This is a genomic window from Achromobacter sp. 1012554356, from assembly GCF_059760815.1.
Genome location: NZ_JCBANC010000069.1, coordinates 15,624 through 31,957 on the forward strand (window position 1 = coordinate 15,624; position 16,334 = coordinate 31,957).

At 67.4% G+C, this 16,334-nt stretch carries 17 protein-coding genes; 13 read left to right on the forward strand and 4 right to left on the reverse strand.

Annotated elements, in window-relative coordinates; translation table 11 throughout:
- Positions 1–21 precede the first annotated feature (21 nt).
- Positions 22–735, reverse strand: coding sequence for a hypothetical protein (locus AC6LJW_RS25675; protein WP_056562892.1), 714 nt, complete (start codon positions 733–735; stop codon positions 22–24).
- 124 nt (positions 736–859) lie between these two features.
- On the opposite strand from AC6LJW_RS25675, the gene AC6LJW_RS25680 reads away from it, so the two are divergent.
- The 7 genes from AC6LJW_RS25680 to AC6LJW_RS25710 all read left to right on the forward strand — a co-directional run bounded on the left by AC6LJW_RS25680 (position 860) and on the right by AC6LJW_RS25710 (position 8,290).
- Positions 860–1,795, forward strand: a complete 936-nt coding sequence (locus AC6LJW_RS25680) for a LysR family transcriptional regulator (protein ID WP_056562894.1) — start codon at positions 860–862, stop codon at positions 1,793–1,795.
- A gap of 48 nt (positions 1,796–1,843) precedes the next feature.
- Positions 1,844–2,794, forward strand: coding sequence for an adenosine deaminase (locus tag AC6LJW_RS25685; RefSeq protein ID WP_427986123.1), 951 nt, complete (start codon positions 1,844–1,846; stop codon positions 2,792–2,794).
- 182 nt (positions 2,795–2,976) lie between these two features.
- Positions 2,977–4,245 carry a carboxylesterase/lipase family protein gene (locus AC6LJW_RS25690; RefSeq protein WP_498088612.1) on the forward strand — a complete coding sequence of 423 codons (1,269 nt, stop codon included), beginning with the start codon at positions 2,977–2,979 and terminating at the stop codon, positions 4,243–4,245.
- 71 nt (positions 4,246–4,316) lie between these two features.
- Positions 4,317–5,264, forward strand: a complete 948-nt coding sequence (locus AC6LJW_RS25695; RefSeq protein ID WP_498088614.1) for a Bug family tripartite tricarboxylate transporter substrate binding protein — start codon at positions 4,317–4,319, stop codon at positions 5,262–5,264.
- Positions 5,265–5,394: 130 nt separating this feature from the next.
- On the forward strand, positions 5,395–6,372 hold the full coding sequence (locus AC6LJW_RS25700) for a Bug family tripartite tricarboxylate transporter substrate binding protein (protein WP_056562909.1): 978 nt from the start codon (positions 5,395–5,397) through the stop codon (positions 6,370–6,372).
- Positions 6,369–7,325, forward strand: a complete 957-nt coding sequence (locus tag AC6LJW_RS25705; protein ID WP_498088616.1) for a BMP family lipoprotein — start codon at positions 6,369–6,371, stop codon at positions 7,323–7,325. Before AC6LJW_RS25700 ends, AC6LJW_RS25705 begins: the two co-directional genes overlap by 4 nt.
- Before the next feature lie 161 nt (positions 7,326–7,486).
- Entirely contained in the window at positions 7,487–8,290 is an 804-nt protein-coding gene (locus AC6LJW_RS25710) for an aspartate dehydrogenase (protein ID WP_056562916.1), read from the forward strand.
- 147 nt (positions 8,291–8,437) lie between these two features.
- Here AC6LJW_RS25710 and AC6LJW_RS25715 read toward each other — a convergent pair whose 3' ends face one another.
- Positions 8,438–10,273: an ABC transporter ATP-binding protein/permease gene (locus tag AC6LJW_RS25715; RefSeq protein WP_056562919.1), complete on the reverse strand. Its 1,836-nt coding sequence runs from the start codon at positions 10,271–10,273 to the stop codon at positions 8,438–8,440.
- A gap of 133 nt (positions 10,274–10,406) precedes the next feature.
- Positions 10,407–11,294, reverse strand: a complete 888-nt coding sequence (locus AC6LJW_RS25720; protein WP_056562924.1) for a LysR family transcriptional regulator — start codon at positions 11,292–11,294, stop codon at positions 10,407–10,409.
- A gap of 133 nt (positions 11,295–11,427) precedes the next feature.
- On the opposite strand from AC6LJW_RS25720, the gene AC6LJW_RS25725 reads away from it, so the two are divergent.
- The 5 genes from AC6LJW_RS25725 to AC6LJW_RS25745 all read left to right on the forward strand — a co-directional run bounded on the left by AC6LJW_RS25725 (position 11,428) and on the right by AC6LJW_RS25745 (position 14,539).
- Complete coding sequence (locus AC6LJW_RS25725; RefSeq protein ID WP_498088618.1) at positions 11,428–12,264, forward strand: amidohydrolase family protein; 837 nt, start codon at positions 11,428–11,430, stop codon at positions 12,262–12,264.
- Entirely contained in the window at positions 12,261–13,250 is a 990-nt protein-coding gene (locus AC6LJW_RS25730; RefSeq protein WP_427986115.1) for a tripartite tricarboxylate transporter substrate binding protein, read from the forward strand. Before AC6LJW_RS25725 ends, AC6LJW_RS25730 begins: the two co-directional genes overlap by 4 nt.
- 166 nt (positions 13,251–13,416) lie before the next feature.
- Positions 13,417–13,800 (forward strand): RNA-binding S4 domain-containing protein, encoded by a 384-nt coding sequence (locus tag AC6LJW_RS25735; protein ID WP_056562937.1) that lies wholly within the window; start codon positions 13,417–13,419, stop codon positions 13,798–13,800.
- Entirely contained in the window at positions 13,800–14,162 is a 363-nt protein-coding gene (locus AC6LJW_RS25740) for a translation initiation factor Sui1 (protein ID WP_427986113.1), read from the forward strand. Before AC6LJW_RS25735 ends, AC6LJW_RS25740 begins: the two co-directional genes overlap by 1 nt.
- Before the next feature lie 26 nt (positions 14,163–14,188).
- The gene (locus AC6LJW_RS25745; protein WP_056562942.1) at positions 14,189–14,539 is read left to right on the forward strand and encodes a DOPA 4,5-dioxygenase family protein; all 351 of its coding nucleotides are present in this window, start codon (positions 14,189–14,191) and stop codon (positions 14,537–14,539) included.
- A gap of 4 nt (positions 14,540–14,543) precedes the next feature.
- Here AC6LJW_RS25745 and ppk2 read toward each other — a convergent pair whose 3' ends face one another.
- Positions 14,544–15,740, reverse strand: coding sequence for a polyphosphate kinase 2 (ppk2, locus tag AC6LJW_RS25750; protein WP_498088620.1), 1,197 nt, complete (start codon positions 15,738–15,740; stop codon positions 14,544–14,546).
- 141 nt (positions 15,741–15,881) lie between these two features.
- On the opposite strand from ppk2, the gene AC6LJW_RS25755 reads away from it, so the two are divergent.
- Positions 15,882–16,334 (forward strand): hypothetical protein (locus AC6LJW_RS25755; RefSeq protein WP_498088622.1); only part of this gene is annotated, 453 nt, incomplete at its 3' end.

Here is a 16,334-nt window from a genome sequence, read left to right on the forward strand (position 1 = left end):
GCAGGCGCGCGCCTGCGCAATTCAGGGAAGCTGGGTGGCGGGCGCAAACCAGTATTGGAACAAATCGCCGCTGTTGGTGTACCAGGGCAGCAGCATGCCGATGCTGTCGGATTCGCGTTGCACTGTCAGCAGCAGCCCGCCTGCGTCCTTGCGCAGGACGGCAACGTGGCGCCGCACGCCCATGGATTCATGCTGGCGCCAGTCATGCCGCACGCTGATCCATAGCCGGCCTTGCGTGCATCCGGCGGCCCGCCAGATGTCGTTGCCCGGGCGCAGGGATTCGCCGCCCTTGGCAGCCGAGCCGGCGCCGCCGTCGTGCAGGGCAAGCAGCGCGGCCTCGCGCGCACCTTGCCCATCACGCGTCTCGATCTGCCATCCGCGCGCATCCGCGACGAACGACACGGTCGAACCGGACGACGGCTTCCACGCCGGCAGCGTCGCATCGCGCATGCCCGGCAGATCCAAGGGGTACACGAGAAAGCCGCGCAGGTCTTCAAGCAGAAACGCATCGGCATCGCCCGCGCGGCGTTCGCCCTGGGCGCGATAGGTGCCGGCGAGGTCGGGACATTGCGCGGGATCCGAGGGCAGCAGGACCTGCGTGTTGTCCTTGAAGGACGGCCACGTCACGGCCACCTCGTCCACGCGCGACACGCTGCAGCCGGCAAGCGCCGATGCCAGCAGCGTGATCGCTGCCAAAGTGACAGCGCGCCCGCCGCCCCGCTCATTCAAAGTCAATGCTGCTCTCCCGGTGCAAGCCGAAGCCCTTGCAGGCGTCGAACTATATCCCGAATCCCGCCGCGCGTTGCCAAGCGACCGGCACGGGAGAATAATCGGCAAATCGCTCCCGCTCCCCTGCGCCATGACACCGTTCCGAGGCAAACTCCGCATCCGGCACCTGGAAATCGTGCTGACCGTCTCCGAATTGGGCAACCTGTCCAAGGCGGCGGCGCAATTGCACAGCACGCAGTCGGGCCTGTCCCGCGCCATCGCCGAAATCGAGGAGCTGGTGGGCGCGCGGCTGTTCGAGCGCACCGCGAAAGGCACGACCTGCACGCCGCTGGGCGACGCCATGTGCCGCCACGCGCGCCAATTGCTGACCGGCTTTCGCAAGGCCGAGGTCGACCTGGCCGCAGTCTCCCGCGGTGAAGAAGGCAGCCTGACCGTGGGCTGCTTTTCCATGTTCGCGGGCTGGCCGGTGGCGCAGGCCGCGCGCGACTACCGCGAGGCGCATCCGCGCATCACGCTCACCATCGAGATCGGCACACACGAACGGCTGATCGAGGACCTGGACGCCGGCGCCCTGGACGTGCTGATCAGCCGTTTCACGTCCACCGTGAATCCGGAGATCTACCGTTCGACCACCCTGCTGGAGGATCCGGTGGTGCTCGCCTGCGCCCCCCACCATCCGCTGACGCATCTGCCAGGGGCCACGCTGGCGGATTACGTCACTTATCCGTGGATCACCGCGCTGCCCGGCAGCCGCATCCGCGGCGAGCTGGAATTGTCCTTGCGCCAGGCCGGTCTGGCGATTCCGGATATGATCGGCGTCCTGTCGCTGGAATTCGGCCGCGAACTGCTGCTGGACGGACACTACCTGTGGATGCTGCCCGGCAGCGTCGCGGCCGTCCGGCAGGCGCGCGGCGAACTCGCCGTGCTGCCGGCCCGGCCCGCCCTGCGCAAGTCGCCGCTTGCCGCCATCTGGCGCCGCGACCGCCCCAGCACACGTCAGGCGCGCGCCTTCGCGGCCCAGCTCGAACGCACCATCCAGGCCGATGGCATTGCGCTGGCTGCATGAACCGCGCGCCGCATCCCGAACACGCACCTCATTCATACCGGAGCACCCATGTACGACTGGCTCAACGCATTGCCCAAGGCGGAATTGCACCTGCATCTGGAGGGCACGCTCGAGCCCGAGCTGCTCTTCAAACTGGCGCAGCGCAACGGCGTGGCGCTGCCCTGGCCCGATATCGACGCCCTGCGCGGCGCCTACAACTACAACAACCTCCAGGAATTCCTGGATCTGTATTACATGGGCGCGGATGTCCTGCGCACCGAGCAGGATTTCTACGACCTGACGTGGGCCTACCTGCTCAAATGCCACGAGCAGAACGTGGTGCACACCGAGCCCTTCTTCGACCCGCAAACCCACACCGACCGTGGCGTGCCGTTCGAGACCGTGTTGAACGGCATCAGCCAAGCGCTGGCCGACGGCCGCAAGCAGCTCGGCGTGACCAGCGGCCTGATTTTGAGCTTTCTGCGCCATCTGCCTGAAGAACAGGCAATGCGCACGCTGGAGCAGGCGCTGCCCTACCGGGACGCGTTCATCGCCGTGGGCCTGGACAGTAGCGAACAGGGCTTTCCGCCCCGTCTATTCCAACGGGTGTTCGACCGCGCGCGGGCCGAGGGCCTGCCCGCCGTGGCGCATGCGGGCGAAGAAGGCCCGCCCGAGTACATCTGGGAGGCGCTGGATCTGCTCAAGGTGCTGCGTATCGACCACGGTGTGCGTGCCGCCGAAGACCCCAAACTGATCGCGCGCCTGATCGACGAGCAGATTCCCCTGACAGTCTGTCCGCTGTCCAATACCCGGCTGCGCGTGTTCGATCACATGCGCGAGCACAACATCCTGTCGCTGCTGGACGCCGGCGTGAAGGTCACCGTCAATTCCGACGATCCCGCCTACTTCGGCGGCTATGTCACCGAAAACTTTCACGCGCTCTACGAGCACCTGGGCATGACGCGCGAACAGGCGCAGGCGCTGGCGGACAACAGCCTCGACGCACGCATTGCCAAGTAGCGGGGGCCGGATAGCTGGATCCGGATCGCCACGGTCTGGATAGCCCCATCCAGCCATGCGCGTTGCGCATGGCTATGTTCAAAACCGGAATGCCCGGCGCGGCACTTTCCTCCCTACCATTAGTCCGGCGGCAGCACAGATTGCCGCCGCTGGTCGATGAACAACGATACAAGGGGCAGGATATGAGTGAACGCGTGAACGCGGCGCTGCGCACTGGCACGCTGGTGGGCGTGCGCGACGGCGGCGTATGCCGCTATGGCGCCATTCCGTATGCGCAGGCGCCCGTGGGCGAACTGCGCTTTGCGCCGCCGCAGCCGGCGGACATTCGCGGCGAATTCGACGCCACGGGCACCGGTCCCGTCCCGCCGCAATTGCCCTCGCGCCTGCGTGGCGCCATGGGCGACTTCAACGCCGAACAATCCGAAGACTGCCTGCACCTGACGGTATGGACGCCGGCGGCAGACGGCAAGCGCCGTCCCGTGGTCGTCTGGCTGCATGGCGGCGCCTGGCAAAGCGGCGGCGGTGCGCTGGACTGGTACGACGGCGCCCGCCTTGCCGAACGCGGCGATGTGGTCGTCGTGGCGGTCAACTACCGGCTGGCGGCGCTGGGCTGGCTGTACGTGTCGGGCCAAACGGCCAACGTCGGTCTGCTGGACCAGGAGCTGGCGATCGACTGGGTGCTCGCCAACATCCAGGAGCTGGGTGGCGACCCCGCGCGCGTCACCGTCATGGGGCAGTCGGCGGGCGCCTCGTCGATCTGCGCGATGCTGGCGCGCCAGCCGCGCTTCTCCCGCGCCATTCTGCAAAGCGCCGCGCTGGGCCGCGGTTTTCGCAGCGCGCAGCAGGCCGACGCGCTGGGACAGGTTTATCTGCGCGCGGCCGGGGCCGAATCGCTTTCGGCGGCGCGCGATCTGCCGGTGTCCGCGCTGCTGGCGGCTCAGCAAGCACCCGAGGTCGTGCAGGCGCTGCGGGCCGAAGGCAGCAGTCGCAGCCTCTTCACGCCCGTGCTGGACGGCCAGGTGCTGCCGCACGAGATCGCACCCGCGCTCTTGACCGCCGCCGGCCGCGCGGATGTGCTGGTCTGCTACACGCGCGACGAGATGGCTGCTTTTCCGGACCATGGCACGGACGCCGCCAGCCAGGAGATGGGCGACGCCGTGTTCGGCGCGCCGTCCCGGCTGTGGGCCCGGCAGGCCGTGGCACAGGGCCGCAATGCCTGGCTGGCGCGCTTTGACGTCGCGCCGGCGGACCGCTTCGGGGCCTGCCACTGCATCGAACTGCCGTTCGTGTTCGACACCCTGCAGGCCTTTGCCGATGCCCCGATGCTGGCCGGCCTGCCTGCCGCGCAGGGCGAGCAGCTGACGCGCCAGACCCAGGCCGCATGGCTGGCGTTCATCCGGGGCGACGCGCCGGATTGGCCGCAGGCCCCGCACATGCAGATCCTGGCCTGAGCCCGCTCCGCCATACGGAGGCGCTGGCCTTGCCGCCGCGCCCCGCACACCAACGACACAAGGGGAATTTCATGTTCAAGCAAACCGTCCTTGCGCTGGCGCTTGCGCTGCCGATCGCCGCCACCGCAGCCTATCCCGACAAGCCGGTCAAGATCATCGTGTCCAATCCGCCCGGCGGTCCGGTCGACGTCATGCTGCGCGTGCTCGCCAGCAAGCTGGGCGCGGCCTGGGGTCAGCCCGTGGTCGTGGAAAACAGGCCGGGCGCTTCGGGCATCATCAGCACGGGCGCGCTGGTCAAGTCGCCGCCCGACGGCTACACGCTCGGCATGGTCGTGGCGTCGTCCGTGACCATCGTGCCGTTTGCGGTGGACAGCCTGCCGTTCGACACGCAGAAGGACATGCAGCCCATCTCGCTGGTGGCGCGCACGCCGTTCATCTTCATCGTGCCCAAGGACAGCCCGCTCAAGACCTGGGAAGACTTCGTGCGCGAAAGCAAGACGCGAAACCTGAGCGTGGGCTCGTTCTCGATCGGCACCGCGTTTCATCTGGTCTGGGAACAGACGGCGCGGCGCGCGGGCATCAAGGCGCTGTACGTGCCGTCATCCTCATCGGGCAAGACGCAGAACGACCTGATCGGCGGACAGCTCGACGTGGGCCTGGACGCGCCGTCCAGCTCCAAGGGCCTGATCGACAGCGGACGGCTGCGGGCGCTGGCCATCACCAGTCCGCAACGCTTTGGCGGCCTGCCCGACACGCCCACGCTGAAGGAGTCGGGGCTGGACTACGCGCCGCAGCCGTGGATTGGCCTGATGGGACCAGCGGGCATCCCGAAGGATCGCGTCGCGCAGATCCAGAAGGCGGTGACCGACATCCTGAAGGACCCGGCCATGAAGGCGCAGATGGAAACGCTGGGCATGATTCCGATCGGCAGCTCGCCCGAGGAACTGGCGGCAACCATCGAGGCCGACCGCGCCGAGATGGGACCGCTGATCAAGGAGCTGGGCATCAAGCTGCAATAGCGCCGACCGATATCGCGTCGGATTCCAGGGCGGCATAAGCAAACGGCTACAAATTCTTTGTCAGCCGCCGCCCCGCTTCTTACAGTGTGCGCCTTTGCCGCGATGCGGCCGCACGACAGAAGCGTTTGCCATGCCAATCTCCCGACGCAAATTCCTGCTTGCCAGCACCCTGGCGCTGCCACTTGCGCGGCCACGCCTGGCGCGCGCGTCCGACTGGCCCGCGCGTCCCATTCGCCTTGTCGTCACGTTTCCGCCCGGCGGCGCCAGCGACATCGCCGCGCGCGTCATTGCGCCCGTGCTGGCCGAACGGCTGGGCCAGTCCATCGTCATCGAGAACAAGCCCGGCGCGGGCTCGACCATCGGTGCAAGCCTCGTGGCGCAGTCGCCGGCCGACGGCTACACGCTGCTGATGTCGAACTCGGCGCCCCTGTCAATTTCGCCGGCGCTGATGCCGCAAGCCGGGTACGACGCGCTGGCAAGCTTTCGCCACATCGCCTACCTGGGCGCGGTGCCCACGGTGTTCGTCGTGCACCCTTCCGTGCCAGTGTCCAGCCTTGCCGAACTGACGTCCTGGATCAAGGCGCAGGACCAGCCGGTGCAATACGGCAGCGGCGGGCTGGCGTCGGTGGGACAGATCGTGGGCGAACTGTATTCGCGGCAGACGGGCGCGCCGCTGCAGCACATTCCGTACAAGGGCTCGGGCGCCATGCGCAACGATCTGCTGGGCGGACAGATCCGGATGGCGGTGGACGCCCTGCCGCAAAACCTGCCCTTCCTGCGTTCGGGGCAACTGCGCCTGTTGGCCGTCACCACGCAGCAGCGCGTGCCACAGGCCCCGGGCATCGCTTCGGTTGGCGAACTGGGGTATCCGGGTCTAATCGCGGAAAACTTCATCGGGCTTTCGGCGCCCGCGGGCCTGCCTGACGCGGTGGCGGCGCGGCTGCATGCGGAAGTCGGATCCGTGCTGGGCAATCCGGACATCCGAGCCAAGCTCGAAGGCCAAGGTTTCGTGCTGACGCAGAAGACGCCGGCGGAATTCACCGATTTCGTGCGCCGCCAGGCCGATAGCTGGGGGCCAGTGGTGCGCGCGACGGGAGCCAGCCTGTGAGCGCGCGCCGTCTGCTTGTGCTGTTCGGCTTTCCCGGCCGGGGCGGCTTCAACGAGGCCGCGCTGCAGGGGGCCGAGCGCGCGGGACGTGCGGGCCATGCGCTGCACGCGGAGTGGGTCGCGGCCACCGACCCGGCCACGCGCGCCGAGCGGCTTGCGCGGTTGTGCAATGGCAATCCGGACCTGGTGATCGTGCACGGCGGCCAGGGCGATGCGCCGGTGGCCGAGGTTGCGCCGCATTTTCCGCGGACGCAGTTCGCGATCACACAGGGCAGCCATACGGCCGCCAACGTCGCGAGCTATGAAATTCTGCAGGAGCATTCCGCGTTTCTTGCGGGGATTTTGGCCGGCCTGCGTGCGGAGGGAGATGGCGCGGGCGACCGCCCTGCAGGTGGCCGCACCGCAGGTGGCCGCCCCGCCCATCTCTCCGGCGAGCGCGTCCGGCCCGGTCTGAAGGGCCGCGCCGCATTTGCCGACGGCGTGCGCCGCGTGACGGGCCGGGATCCGCTGACCGGGTTCTGCGGCAATCAGCACAACCCGGACCTGGGCGAGGCCTGGACGCGCGCGCTGGCCGCGCAGCGAGCCAGCGTGCTGTTCGCGATGATGGATGGCGGCCGCGATGGCGTCACGCGCGCCTGCCGCGAAGCCGGCATCTGGCAGATCGGCAATGTGCTGGATTGGGTGGCTCGCGATCCAGAAGTCTACCTGGCATCGGCGCTGGCGGACTCCGGACTTTGCGTGGAACGCGCAGCGTCGGATCATGCGGCAGGCGCGCTGGCCGTCGGGCGCATCACGCGCTTCGGCCTGGAGGCAGACGCCTCGTTGCGGCTGGTGCTGGGCGCGGACGTCACCGCTTACGAACGGCGCGAACTGGACGCGTGGTCTGAGCGCCTGGCATCCGGCGAGATCGAGATTGCCAGCCACTACGACGGCGAGGAATTTGCACTGTCGTAGATGCCGTCGCCATGCATCACCGCGCGCTCGTATCTTGCGGGCATCCCGCATTGACGCGTCGCCATGCCGTGGCTACAGTGGCCGGCAGTCTTGCGGCGCCCGCTTCGCCGCATTCCCGAACCGCCCACGGTCCCGCCGTTGGCTCAACACACCGGATACCCATGAACAGCTTCCGCGTCGGCATCGCCGGCTTCGGCGCCATCGGCCAGGCCGTGGCGCAAACCCTGGATGCGGGCCTGCCCGGCCTGACGCTCGCCGCCGTCGCGGTGCGCGATCCCAACGCCCCGCCCGCCTTCGGCTGGAAGAACGGCGCGCCCACGTTCACCACCATTGGCGGCCTGGCCGAGCACTGCGACGTGGTCGTGGAATGCGCGCCCGCTGCCGTGTTCCGCGACATCGCCGAACCCGTGCTTCGCGCCGGCAAGAAGATGGTCGTGCTCAGTTCCGGCGCGCTGCTGCGCCACGAAGACCTGATCGGCATCGCGGGCCAGCACGGCGGCCAGATCATCGTGCCGTCGGGCGCCATCCTGGGCCTGGACGCCATCACCGCCGCCGCCGAAGGCGTCATCCATTCCGTCACGATGATCACCCGCAAGCCGGTGCGCGGCCTGCTCGGTGCGCCGTACCTCACCGAGAACAACATCGACATCGAAGGCATCACCGAACCGCGCCTGATCTTCCGCGGCTCGCCGCGCGAGGCCGCTGTCGGTTTTCCGGCCAACCTCAACGTGGCCGTCAGCGTGTCGCTGGCAGGCATCGGTCCGGACCGCACCACGCTGGAAATCTGGGCGGATCCTTCGCTCGAACGCAACGTGCACCGCGTCGAGGTCGTGTCCGATTCCGCCTCGTTCTCGGTGGAAATCCAGAACATCCCGTCCGCCAATCCCAAGACCGGACGCATCACCGCGCAAAGCGTGATCGCCGCGTTGCGCAAGCTGACCGGACCGCTGCGCGTGGGCACCTGATTTTCGGTAAAGCGCATAAAAGGCCGCTGCTTGCGGCCTTTTTTTGCACCTTTGTTTGGTCCGGTGTCAGACACCCTTGTGGCGCCTTATCTGCGGGGCGGTCACTTCTAACGGGTGTCAGACACCTTGCAGATTCCCCTGCACTCTTTATGCCGCCGCTCTGCGCAGCGCATCGCCGTGGCGGGTCGCCGGCATCGGGCCGACCTTCCAGCGGCCCGTTCCATCCAGATCCAGCCGCTGCGTATGGAAAGCATCCAGCGTGCTGCGATGCCCCACGCTGACCAGCATGCTGTCCGGCAACGCGTCGCGCAGCAGGCTGTACAGCATGTGCTCCAGTCCCTCGTCCGTGGCCGACGTTGCTTCGTCCAGAAACACCAGCGCCGGCCGGTTGTACAGCACGCGCGCAAACGCGATGCGCTGCTGTTCACCCAGCGACAAGACGCGCGACCAGTCGTGCACCTCGTCGAGGCGGCTGGCCAGATGCCCCAGATTGACCTGCCTGAGCGCGTCGGCCAGACGCGCGTCGTCGGCCGGCTGCGCCAGTCCCGGATACGCCACCGCGCCGCGCAGGTCACCCAGCGGCAGATAAGGCCGCTGCGACAGGAACAATGCGGCGTCGCCCTGCGGCCGCCGCACCGCGCCGCTGGCATACGGCCACAGGCCCGCCAGCGCGCGCAGCAAGGTGGTCTTGCCGCTGCCCGACGGGCCCTTGATCAGCAGGGCCTGACCGGGATGCAGGCGCAGGTTCAGGTTTTCCAGGAGACGCGCGCCGTCCGGGCGCGACACGTCCAGGCCTTCGATCTGCAGGCCGTCCGGCAGGGCTTGCGTCTGCACCTGCGGCAGCGCACGCGCGGCCTCGTTGGCATCCAGGAATCCGTTTAGCCGGTCGAGCGTGGCGCGGTACTGCGCGAACGTGTCGTACGAACTGCGAAAGAACGACAGCGATTCCTGGACCTGCCCGAACGCCTGCGAGGTCTGCATGACATCGCCCAGCTTGATCGCGCCGCTGAAGAAACGCGGCGCCTGCAGGATGAACGGAAACACCACCGCGATCTGGCTGACCGACAGGTTGAAGCCGTCGAACTTCAAACCCCGGTACACGCGCTGCCAAAGATTGGCGATGTAGGACGTGAAGCGGGTCCACAAGGTCGCGCGCTCGACTTCCTCGCCCTGATAGAACGCGACGTTCTCGGCGTTCTCGCGCAGGCGGACCAGCGCATACCGGAAGTTGGCAGTCAGTCGCTCGGACAGGAAATTCAGCTTGATCAGCGGGCGGCCGATCTTGAAGGCCAGCCACGTGGCCACGATGACGTAGAGGTACACCACGAACACCATGGCGCGCGGGATTTCAACGCCGCCCAGCGTCAACGGACCAGACAGCCCCCACAGGATCGACGTAAAGGCCACCAGCGATACGATCGCGCTCAACGCGCCGATGGCCAGCGTGCGCGAGCCCGTCACGAACTGCGCGATGTCCTGCTCGATCCGCTGGTCGGGGTTGTCGACGGGCTCGGCCAGGAAGTGCCCGCGATAGTAGGCGCCCGCGCCCAGCCAGTCGCGCGTCAGCCGCTCGTTCAGCCAGACGCGCCAGTGGATATCGAAAGCCTGGCCCACGAAGCTGTCGGCCAGACTGCGCACCACATGCACGGTGGCCAGCACGGCGAAGATGCCCAGGAAGTGCCAGAAGACAGTCTGATCCAGCGCCTGCAGGGCGCTGTAGAAGCCGTTGTACCAGAACGAAAACAGCACGGTCATGCGGACCGCGAACATTGCCAGGAACAGCAGCAGCGCCAGCGTCAGCATCGGACGCCAACTGCGGCGGGGCGTGAGATACGGCCAGGCCAGACGCCAGAATTTGCGGCCCCATACGGTGGTGCGGGTCAGTACAAGTGTGACCAGCGCCAGCGCGACGGCGGAGATGCCGAATGCGCGCGCGAGCCACAAGGCGCTTTCCGCAAGTTGCTGCTGCCAATTCAGATCCATGAGCCCGGAACCTCGCGATGACGTTCCTGGTTAGACGACGGGATCGGCGGCAGTTCCGGCAAAAATGATGTCTTAAGCCTCGCTTAAGTCTTTTTGAAGGACGTTGAAGGCACGTTGAAAGGCGATCGCCACTTTATTCAGACCCAAGATCCAGATTGGCGAACAGATCCGCCAGTGTAGGCACACTGCGCGCCGGCCAGATCGCGCTCAAGTCGAAACTGGGTAGCCGTTCTCCATCGCGCACTTCGCAAAAGCGCACACCCCTAAATCCCATGGACCGGATCCAGCTGGGCAGCAGGGCCACGCCGCAGCCGCCTGCCACGCACGACAGCACCGTCAGGGTAAGGCTTGCCTCCTGGTTCACGTGCGCATCGTGTCCGCCCTTGCGCATGGCGTCCAGGATGTCCGCATAAAATGCCGGCAACTGTGCCTGCGGGTACATCACCAGGCCTGCCTGCGCGATCTGCGCCATCGACACCTTGCCGTCGGCCTCGACTTCGAATTCGTCGGGCACGGCCGCCACCAGCCGGTCGCGCAGCAACTGGCGTTCGCGCATGCGACCGCCCACGGCAACGGGCGTGTGCATCAGGCCGATGTCGATCTCTCCGGTCTGCAACGCCTCGGCCTGTTGGGCGTTGCTCATTTCGCGCAGGATGATGCGCACGCCGGGCGCCTGTTTGCGCATCTGGCGCAGCGCGCGGGGCAAGGTGTCAAACAGCGCCGAAGACACCAGCCCGACCGTCAACTGCCCAGCGCTGCCGCGCCCGATCTCCCTGGCGCGCCGGGCCGCCGCGTCGATCCGCGCGACGCTGGCGCGCACGTCTTCCAGGATGGCCTGCGCGGCGGGCGTGGGCGTCGTGCCCTGCCGCGACCGCTCGAACAGCCGCACGCCCAGGTCTTTCTCCATGCGTGTCAACGCCTGGCTCAGCGCGGGCTGCGCGATGCCCAGCCAGTCCGAGGCACGGCTCACGCTGCCGTGATCCACCACCGCCAGGAAGTACCGCAGATGCCGGGTTTCCATATCGTTCCAATATATTTAAAGCGCCTTTCCAGAATGGAAAACTATACCCCGACTTCCTAGAATCCCGACTTACAGAACATTACATAGCGCGTCGCCGTTCCGAGAGAGCGGCGCGCCGCATGAGGAGACTGATTTGCCCTCGCCGATCCCAGGCGCCGCCGTCGACACCCACGCCCACGTGTTCCACCAAGGCCTCGCCTTGGCCAACACGCGCCGCCACACGCCGGACTACGACGCCACGCTGGCCGAGTACCTGGGCCTGCTGGACGCACACGGCATGAGCCACGGCGTCCTGGTACAGCCAAGTTTCCTGGGCACGGACAACAGCCATCTGGTCGAGGCGCTGCGCGCCGCCCCTGCCCGCCTGCGCGGCGTCGCCGTGGTGGCGCAGGATGCCGCCGAATACGAATTGCAAGTCCTGGCCAACGCCGGCGTGGTCGGCATCCGTCTGAACCTTTTCGGCCTGGACACGCCCGATCTGCGGACGCCGGCGTGGCAGGCCCTGCTGGCCCGCGTCAATGCGCTGGGTTGGCATGTGGAAGTGCACCTGCAGGCCGCGCGCCTGGATGGCGTGTTGCCGGCATTGCTGGCGGCCGGCTGCCGCATCGTGGTCGACCATTTCGGCCGCCCGGATCCCGCGCTCGGCGTCCTGGACGCAGGCTTCCAATACTTGCTGCGCCAGGCGGACAGCGGCCGGATCTGGGTGAAGCTGGCCGCGGCGTACCGCAACTGGGCCGCCCCGGCCTGCGCCGCCTCCGGCCGACTGGCCACGCAGCAACTGCTGGACGCCTACACCCCCGAACGCCTGATGTGGGGCAGCGACTGGCCCCATACCGAACATCGCCACCTGGCGTCCTATTCCGCCGCGACGCAGTGGCTGGACGCCTGGATCGACGACCCCGCGCAACGGCGCACCGTGCTTGCCGACACGCCGTTGCGGCTATTCCAATTCCAAGGAGACGCTCCATGACCCCTCTGTTCAAACGCCTGGCGCACCGTAGCGCGCTGTTCGCCGCCGCCGGCCTGTTGGCTGGCGCCGCTGGCGCCGCGCAAGCCGCCTACCCCGAACGCGCCGTCACGCTGGTCGTGACGTACCCGCCCGGCGGCACCGTGGACGTGGTGGCCCGCCTGATCGGCCCGAAGCTCGCGGCTGAACTCGGCCAGCCCGTCGTCATCGAAAACCGCGGCGGCGCCGGCGGCATGATCGGCGGCGCGGTCGTCGCCAAGGCCAAGCCCGACGGCTACACGCTGATGCTGGACGCTTCCAACCACGCGCAAAACCCCGCGCTGCACAGCAAGATGCAGTTCGACACGCTGTCGGCCTTCGCGCCCGTGTCGCTGCTGCTGCGCGTGCCCAACGTGCTGGTCGTCACGCCGTCGTATGAAGTGAAGTCGGTCAGCGACCTGATCAAGCTCGGCCAGCCCGATGCCAAGGAACCGGTGTACTTCGCGTCGGCCGGTCCTGGTTCCGCCCAGCACTTGGCGGGCGAGCTGTTCAACCTGCTGGCCAAGACGCAGCTGCAGCACGTCGCGTACAAGGGTGGCGGCCCGGCCATGATCGACGTGATGTCGGGCCAGGTCCCGGTCATGTTCGCGAGCATGGGCTCGGCCTGGCAGCACGTGAAGAACGGCAAGCTGCGCGCCGTGGCCGTCGGCGGCCTGGAACGCTCGAAGACCGCGCCCGAACTGCCCACCATCGCCGAATCGGGCGTGCCGGGCTACGAAACCTACGAATGGAACGCCGTGTTCGCCCCGGCCGGCACGCCGCCCGCGATTGTCGAGCAGGTCTCGCAGGCGCTGGCCAAGGTGCTGAAGGATCCCACGATCGCCGAACAGCTTGCCGGCATCGGCGCCGAGCCCATCGGCTCTACGCCCGCCGAACTGGACACGTTCCGCCGCGCCGAGATCGAGAAGTGGCAGCGCGTCGTGAAGGAAGCAGGATTGAAGCTGGATTGAGTACTGCCGGGCCCAAAGGCCCGGACACCGCGTAGCCGGTTTGCGGCGCTCTTCGGGGCGCCGCTTTTTTTTTGACTTGCGCATGGCGACGCGCCGGCCGGCACGCCCGGCCACCGGCCGGCGCTATCATGACGCCTTGACCAGTTTTACCGCAGGAACCCGCAGGATGGACAAGATCCGGCTCGACAAATGGCTTTGGGCCGCGCGCTTCTACAAGACGCGTAGCCTGGCTTCGGAAGAAATCGGCAAGGGCCGCGTGTTCGTCAACGGACAGCCCGCCAAACCCGCGCGCGAAGTCGGCGCGGGCGACGTCATCACGGTCCGCAAGGAAGACCCCGCCGTGCAGGTTCGCGTCGTCGCCGTCAGCGGCGTGCGCGGGCCCGCGCCGGTCGCGCGCCAGCTTTACGAAGAGACGCCCGAAAGCGTGGCCGCCCGCGAACGCGCCGCCGAAATGCGCCGGCTCGCGCCGGAACCGGCGCTGGGCATCGAAGCGGGGCGCCCCACCAAGCGTGACCGGCGTCTCATCGACCAGATGCGGGGCAAGTCCTGATGAAGCGCACCGCAACGGGCGGTCTGGTCTATTCCACCGAAACCGGCCGCATGTGCCCGCAATGCCGCCAGCCGGTCGCGCAATGCCAGTGCAAGACGGCGGCCGGAAAAGTCCCTGCAGGAGACGGCGTGGCGCGAGTCTCGCGCGAAACCAAGGGCCGCGGCGGCAAGAGCGTGACGCTGGTGCGCGGGCTGGCGCTGGCGCCCGACGCCTTGAACGCGTTGGGCAAGCAGCTGCGGACCGCGTGCGGTTCGGGCGGCACCGTCAAGGACGGCGTGATCGAGGTGCAGGGCGACCATTGCGACCGCATTCTCGACGCGTTGATGAAACAGGGCCACCGCGCCAAGCGCGCGGGCGGCTGAACCGTATCAGGTATCAGGACAGAACGATGGAAATTTCCGTGACCGACGTCGCGAGCTGGCATGCCCATGTGTACTTCGACGCGGCACGCCGCGACGTCGCGTTCGCCCTGCGCGAACGGATCGTCGCGACGTTTGACGGCAAGATGGAAATGGGGCGCTTTCATGAGCGCCCCGTGGGTCCACATCCGCAATGGAGCTACCAGATTGCGTTCGGCCCGGAACATCTGGCCGAGATCGCCACGTGGCTCACGCTGAACCACGGCGCGCTGGATGTTTTCATGCACCCGAACACCGGCCATTCGCTGCGCGACCACCGCGACTGCGCCGTGTGGATCGGACGCAGCCACGTGTTGAACCTGGCTGCGCTGGGCGGCTGACGGCCTACAGCGCGCGGCCCACGATCAGCGAATCCATCGCCATCTGCGGGTCGTCGCTCTTGCCCTCGTACGGCAGGCGGCTCAGCACATAGCGCATGGCGTTCAGGCGGGCGCGCTTCTTGCAGTCGGACTTGACCACGATCCACGGCGCATCGGCGGTGTCGGTGTGGGCAAACATGGCTTCCTTGGCGCGCGTGTAGTCGTCCCACTTGTCCAGCGATGCCAAGTCCACCGGGCTCAGCTTCCATTGCTTGAGCGGATGCACCTTGCGTTGCTGGAAGCGGCTGCGCTGTTCTTCCTGGCTGACCGAGAACCAGAGCTTGATCAGCGTAATACCGCTGCTGACCAGATGGCGCTCGAAATCGGGCGTCTGGCGCAGGAACGCCAGGTATTCGTCCTGCGAGCAAAAGCCCATCACGCGTTCGACGCCGGCGCGGTTGTACCAGGAGCGATCGAACATGACGATCTCGCCCGCAGTCGGCAAGTGCTGCACGTAGCGCTGGAAGTACCACTGGCCCTTTTCGGTGTCGGACGGCTTTTCCAGCGCGACCACGCGAGCGCCGCGCGGATTCAGGTGTTCCATCATGCGCTTGATCGTGCCGCCCTTGCCCGCGGCGTCGCGCCCCTCGAACAGGATCACGACACGCTGGCCGGTTGCCTTTACCCACGCTTGCAGCTTCAACAATTCGACCTGCAGCTTGTACTTCTGCTTTTCGTAATTGCGCCGCAGCATACGATGGCGATATGGATAAACGCCCTCGCGCCAATCTCCGGCCAGTTCATCGTCGGGATTGCGTCGCGCCCCGCGCGTTTGCCGGTTGGCGTCGAGCAACGCGCGGTGCACCGCTTGCGCATCGTCGGGCGACAGCGCATCGATGACGGTGCGCAAGGCCTCGTGGGCCTCGCCTGGGTTGCCGACCGTGTAACGGCTGGCGATATCGGCCAGCACTGCCGCAGTCTCCTGCCGCGCCGCGTCCTGCCGCGCCGCCACGCGCTTGCGCAATTCAAGGGCCGGTTCAACGGCGGGGGCGATGCCCGCGCCTGCAGCCCCGGCCGGCGTCGCTTCACCCTTGACGGCACGCTTGGCGGGCGCGCGGCGGACGCTGGCCGTGCGCTTGGCGGCGCCCTGGGCGCTGGCGGGCCGCTTGGCGGGTGCCGCCTGGGTGTCTTGATCGGGGGCTTGGGATGTCTTGTCGGTCATTGGTCCTGTCCTTGCTGCGCAAACATCAACCCTAACTGTTGCCAGGGCGCGCGGAATTGATGGCGATCAATGGTTGTAACATTTTTTCACGAACCCGGCCCCATTACACTGCACCTCCCTCATCCCCTCATTCGCGACACCATGTGGTCACGCATCAAGCGATGGTTTGCCGGGCCGCCGGCAGCCGAAGATCCCTTGCAGGAAATCGTGCGCTTCGATGACGCCGGCCTCACGCGGTCGGGCGAACTGGCGCACGCGATGGGCCTGCAGCAGTTCTGGCCCTGGCAGGACGTTCATGAGTTCGGGTTCGCGTTCACCCAGGCGATCTATCCGGACCCTTGGTTTGGCGACTACATGGAAAGCCTGTGGTTCGTTCGCGTGGCCAACGAAGACGGCGGGCTGATGCGGATGGAGTTTGACGAGCGCGTGCTGGACATCGGCAACTTGCCGCCCGCCCTGCTACGCAACATGCCGGGACTGGACATGGACGTGCTGCGCGCAGGCCTGGCAACCGCCCAGCGCGGCCTGCGCCACTACGAGGGCGAAGGCGAGTGGGTGGCGTGGCGGCGCGACGATGTCCCCCCCCCGCCACAC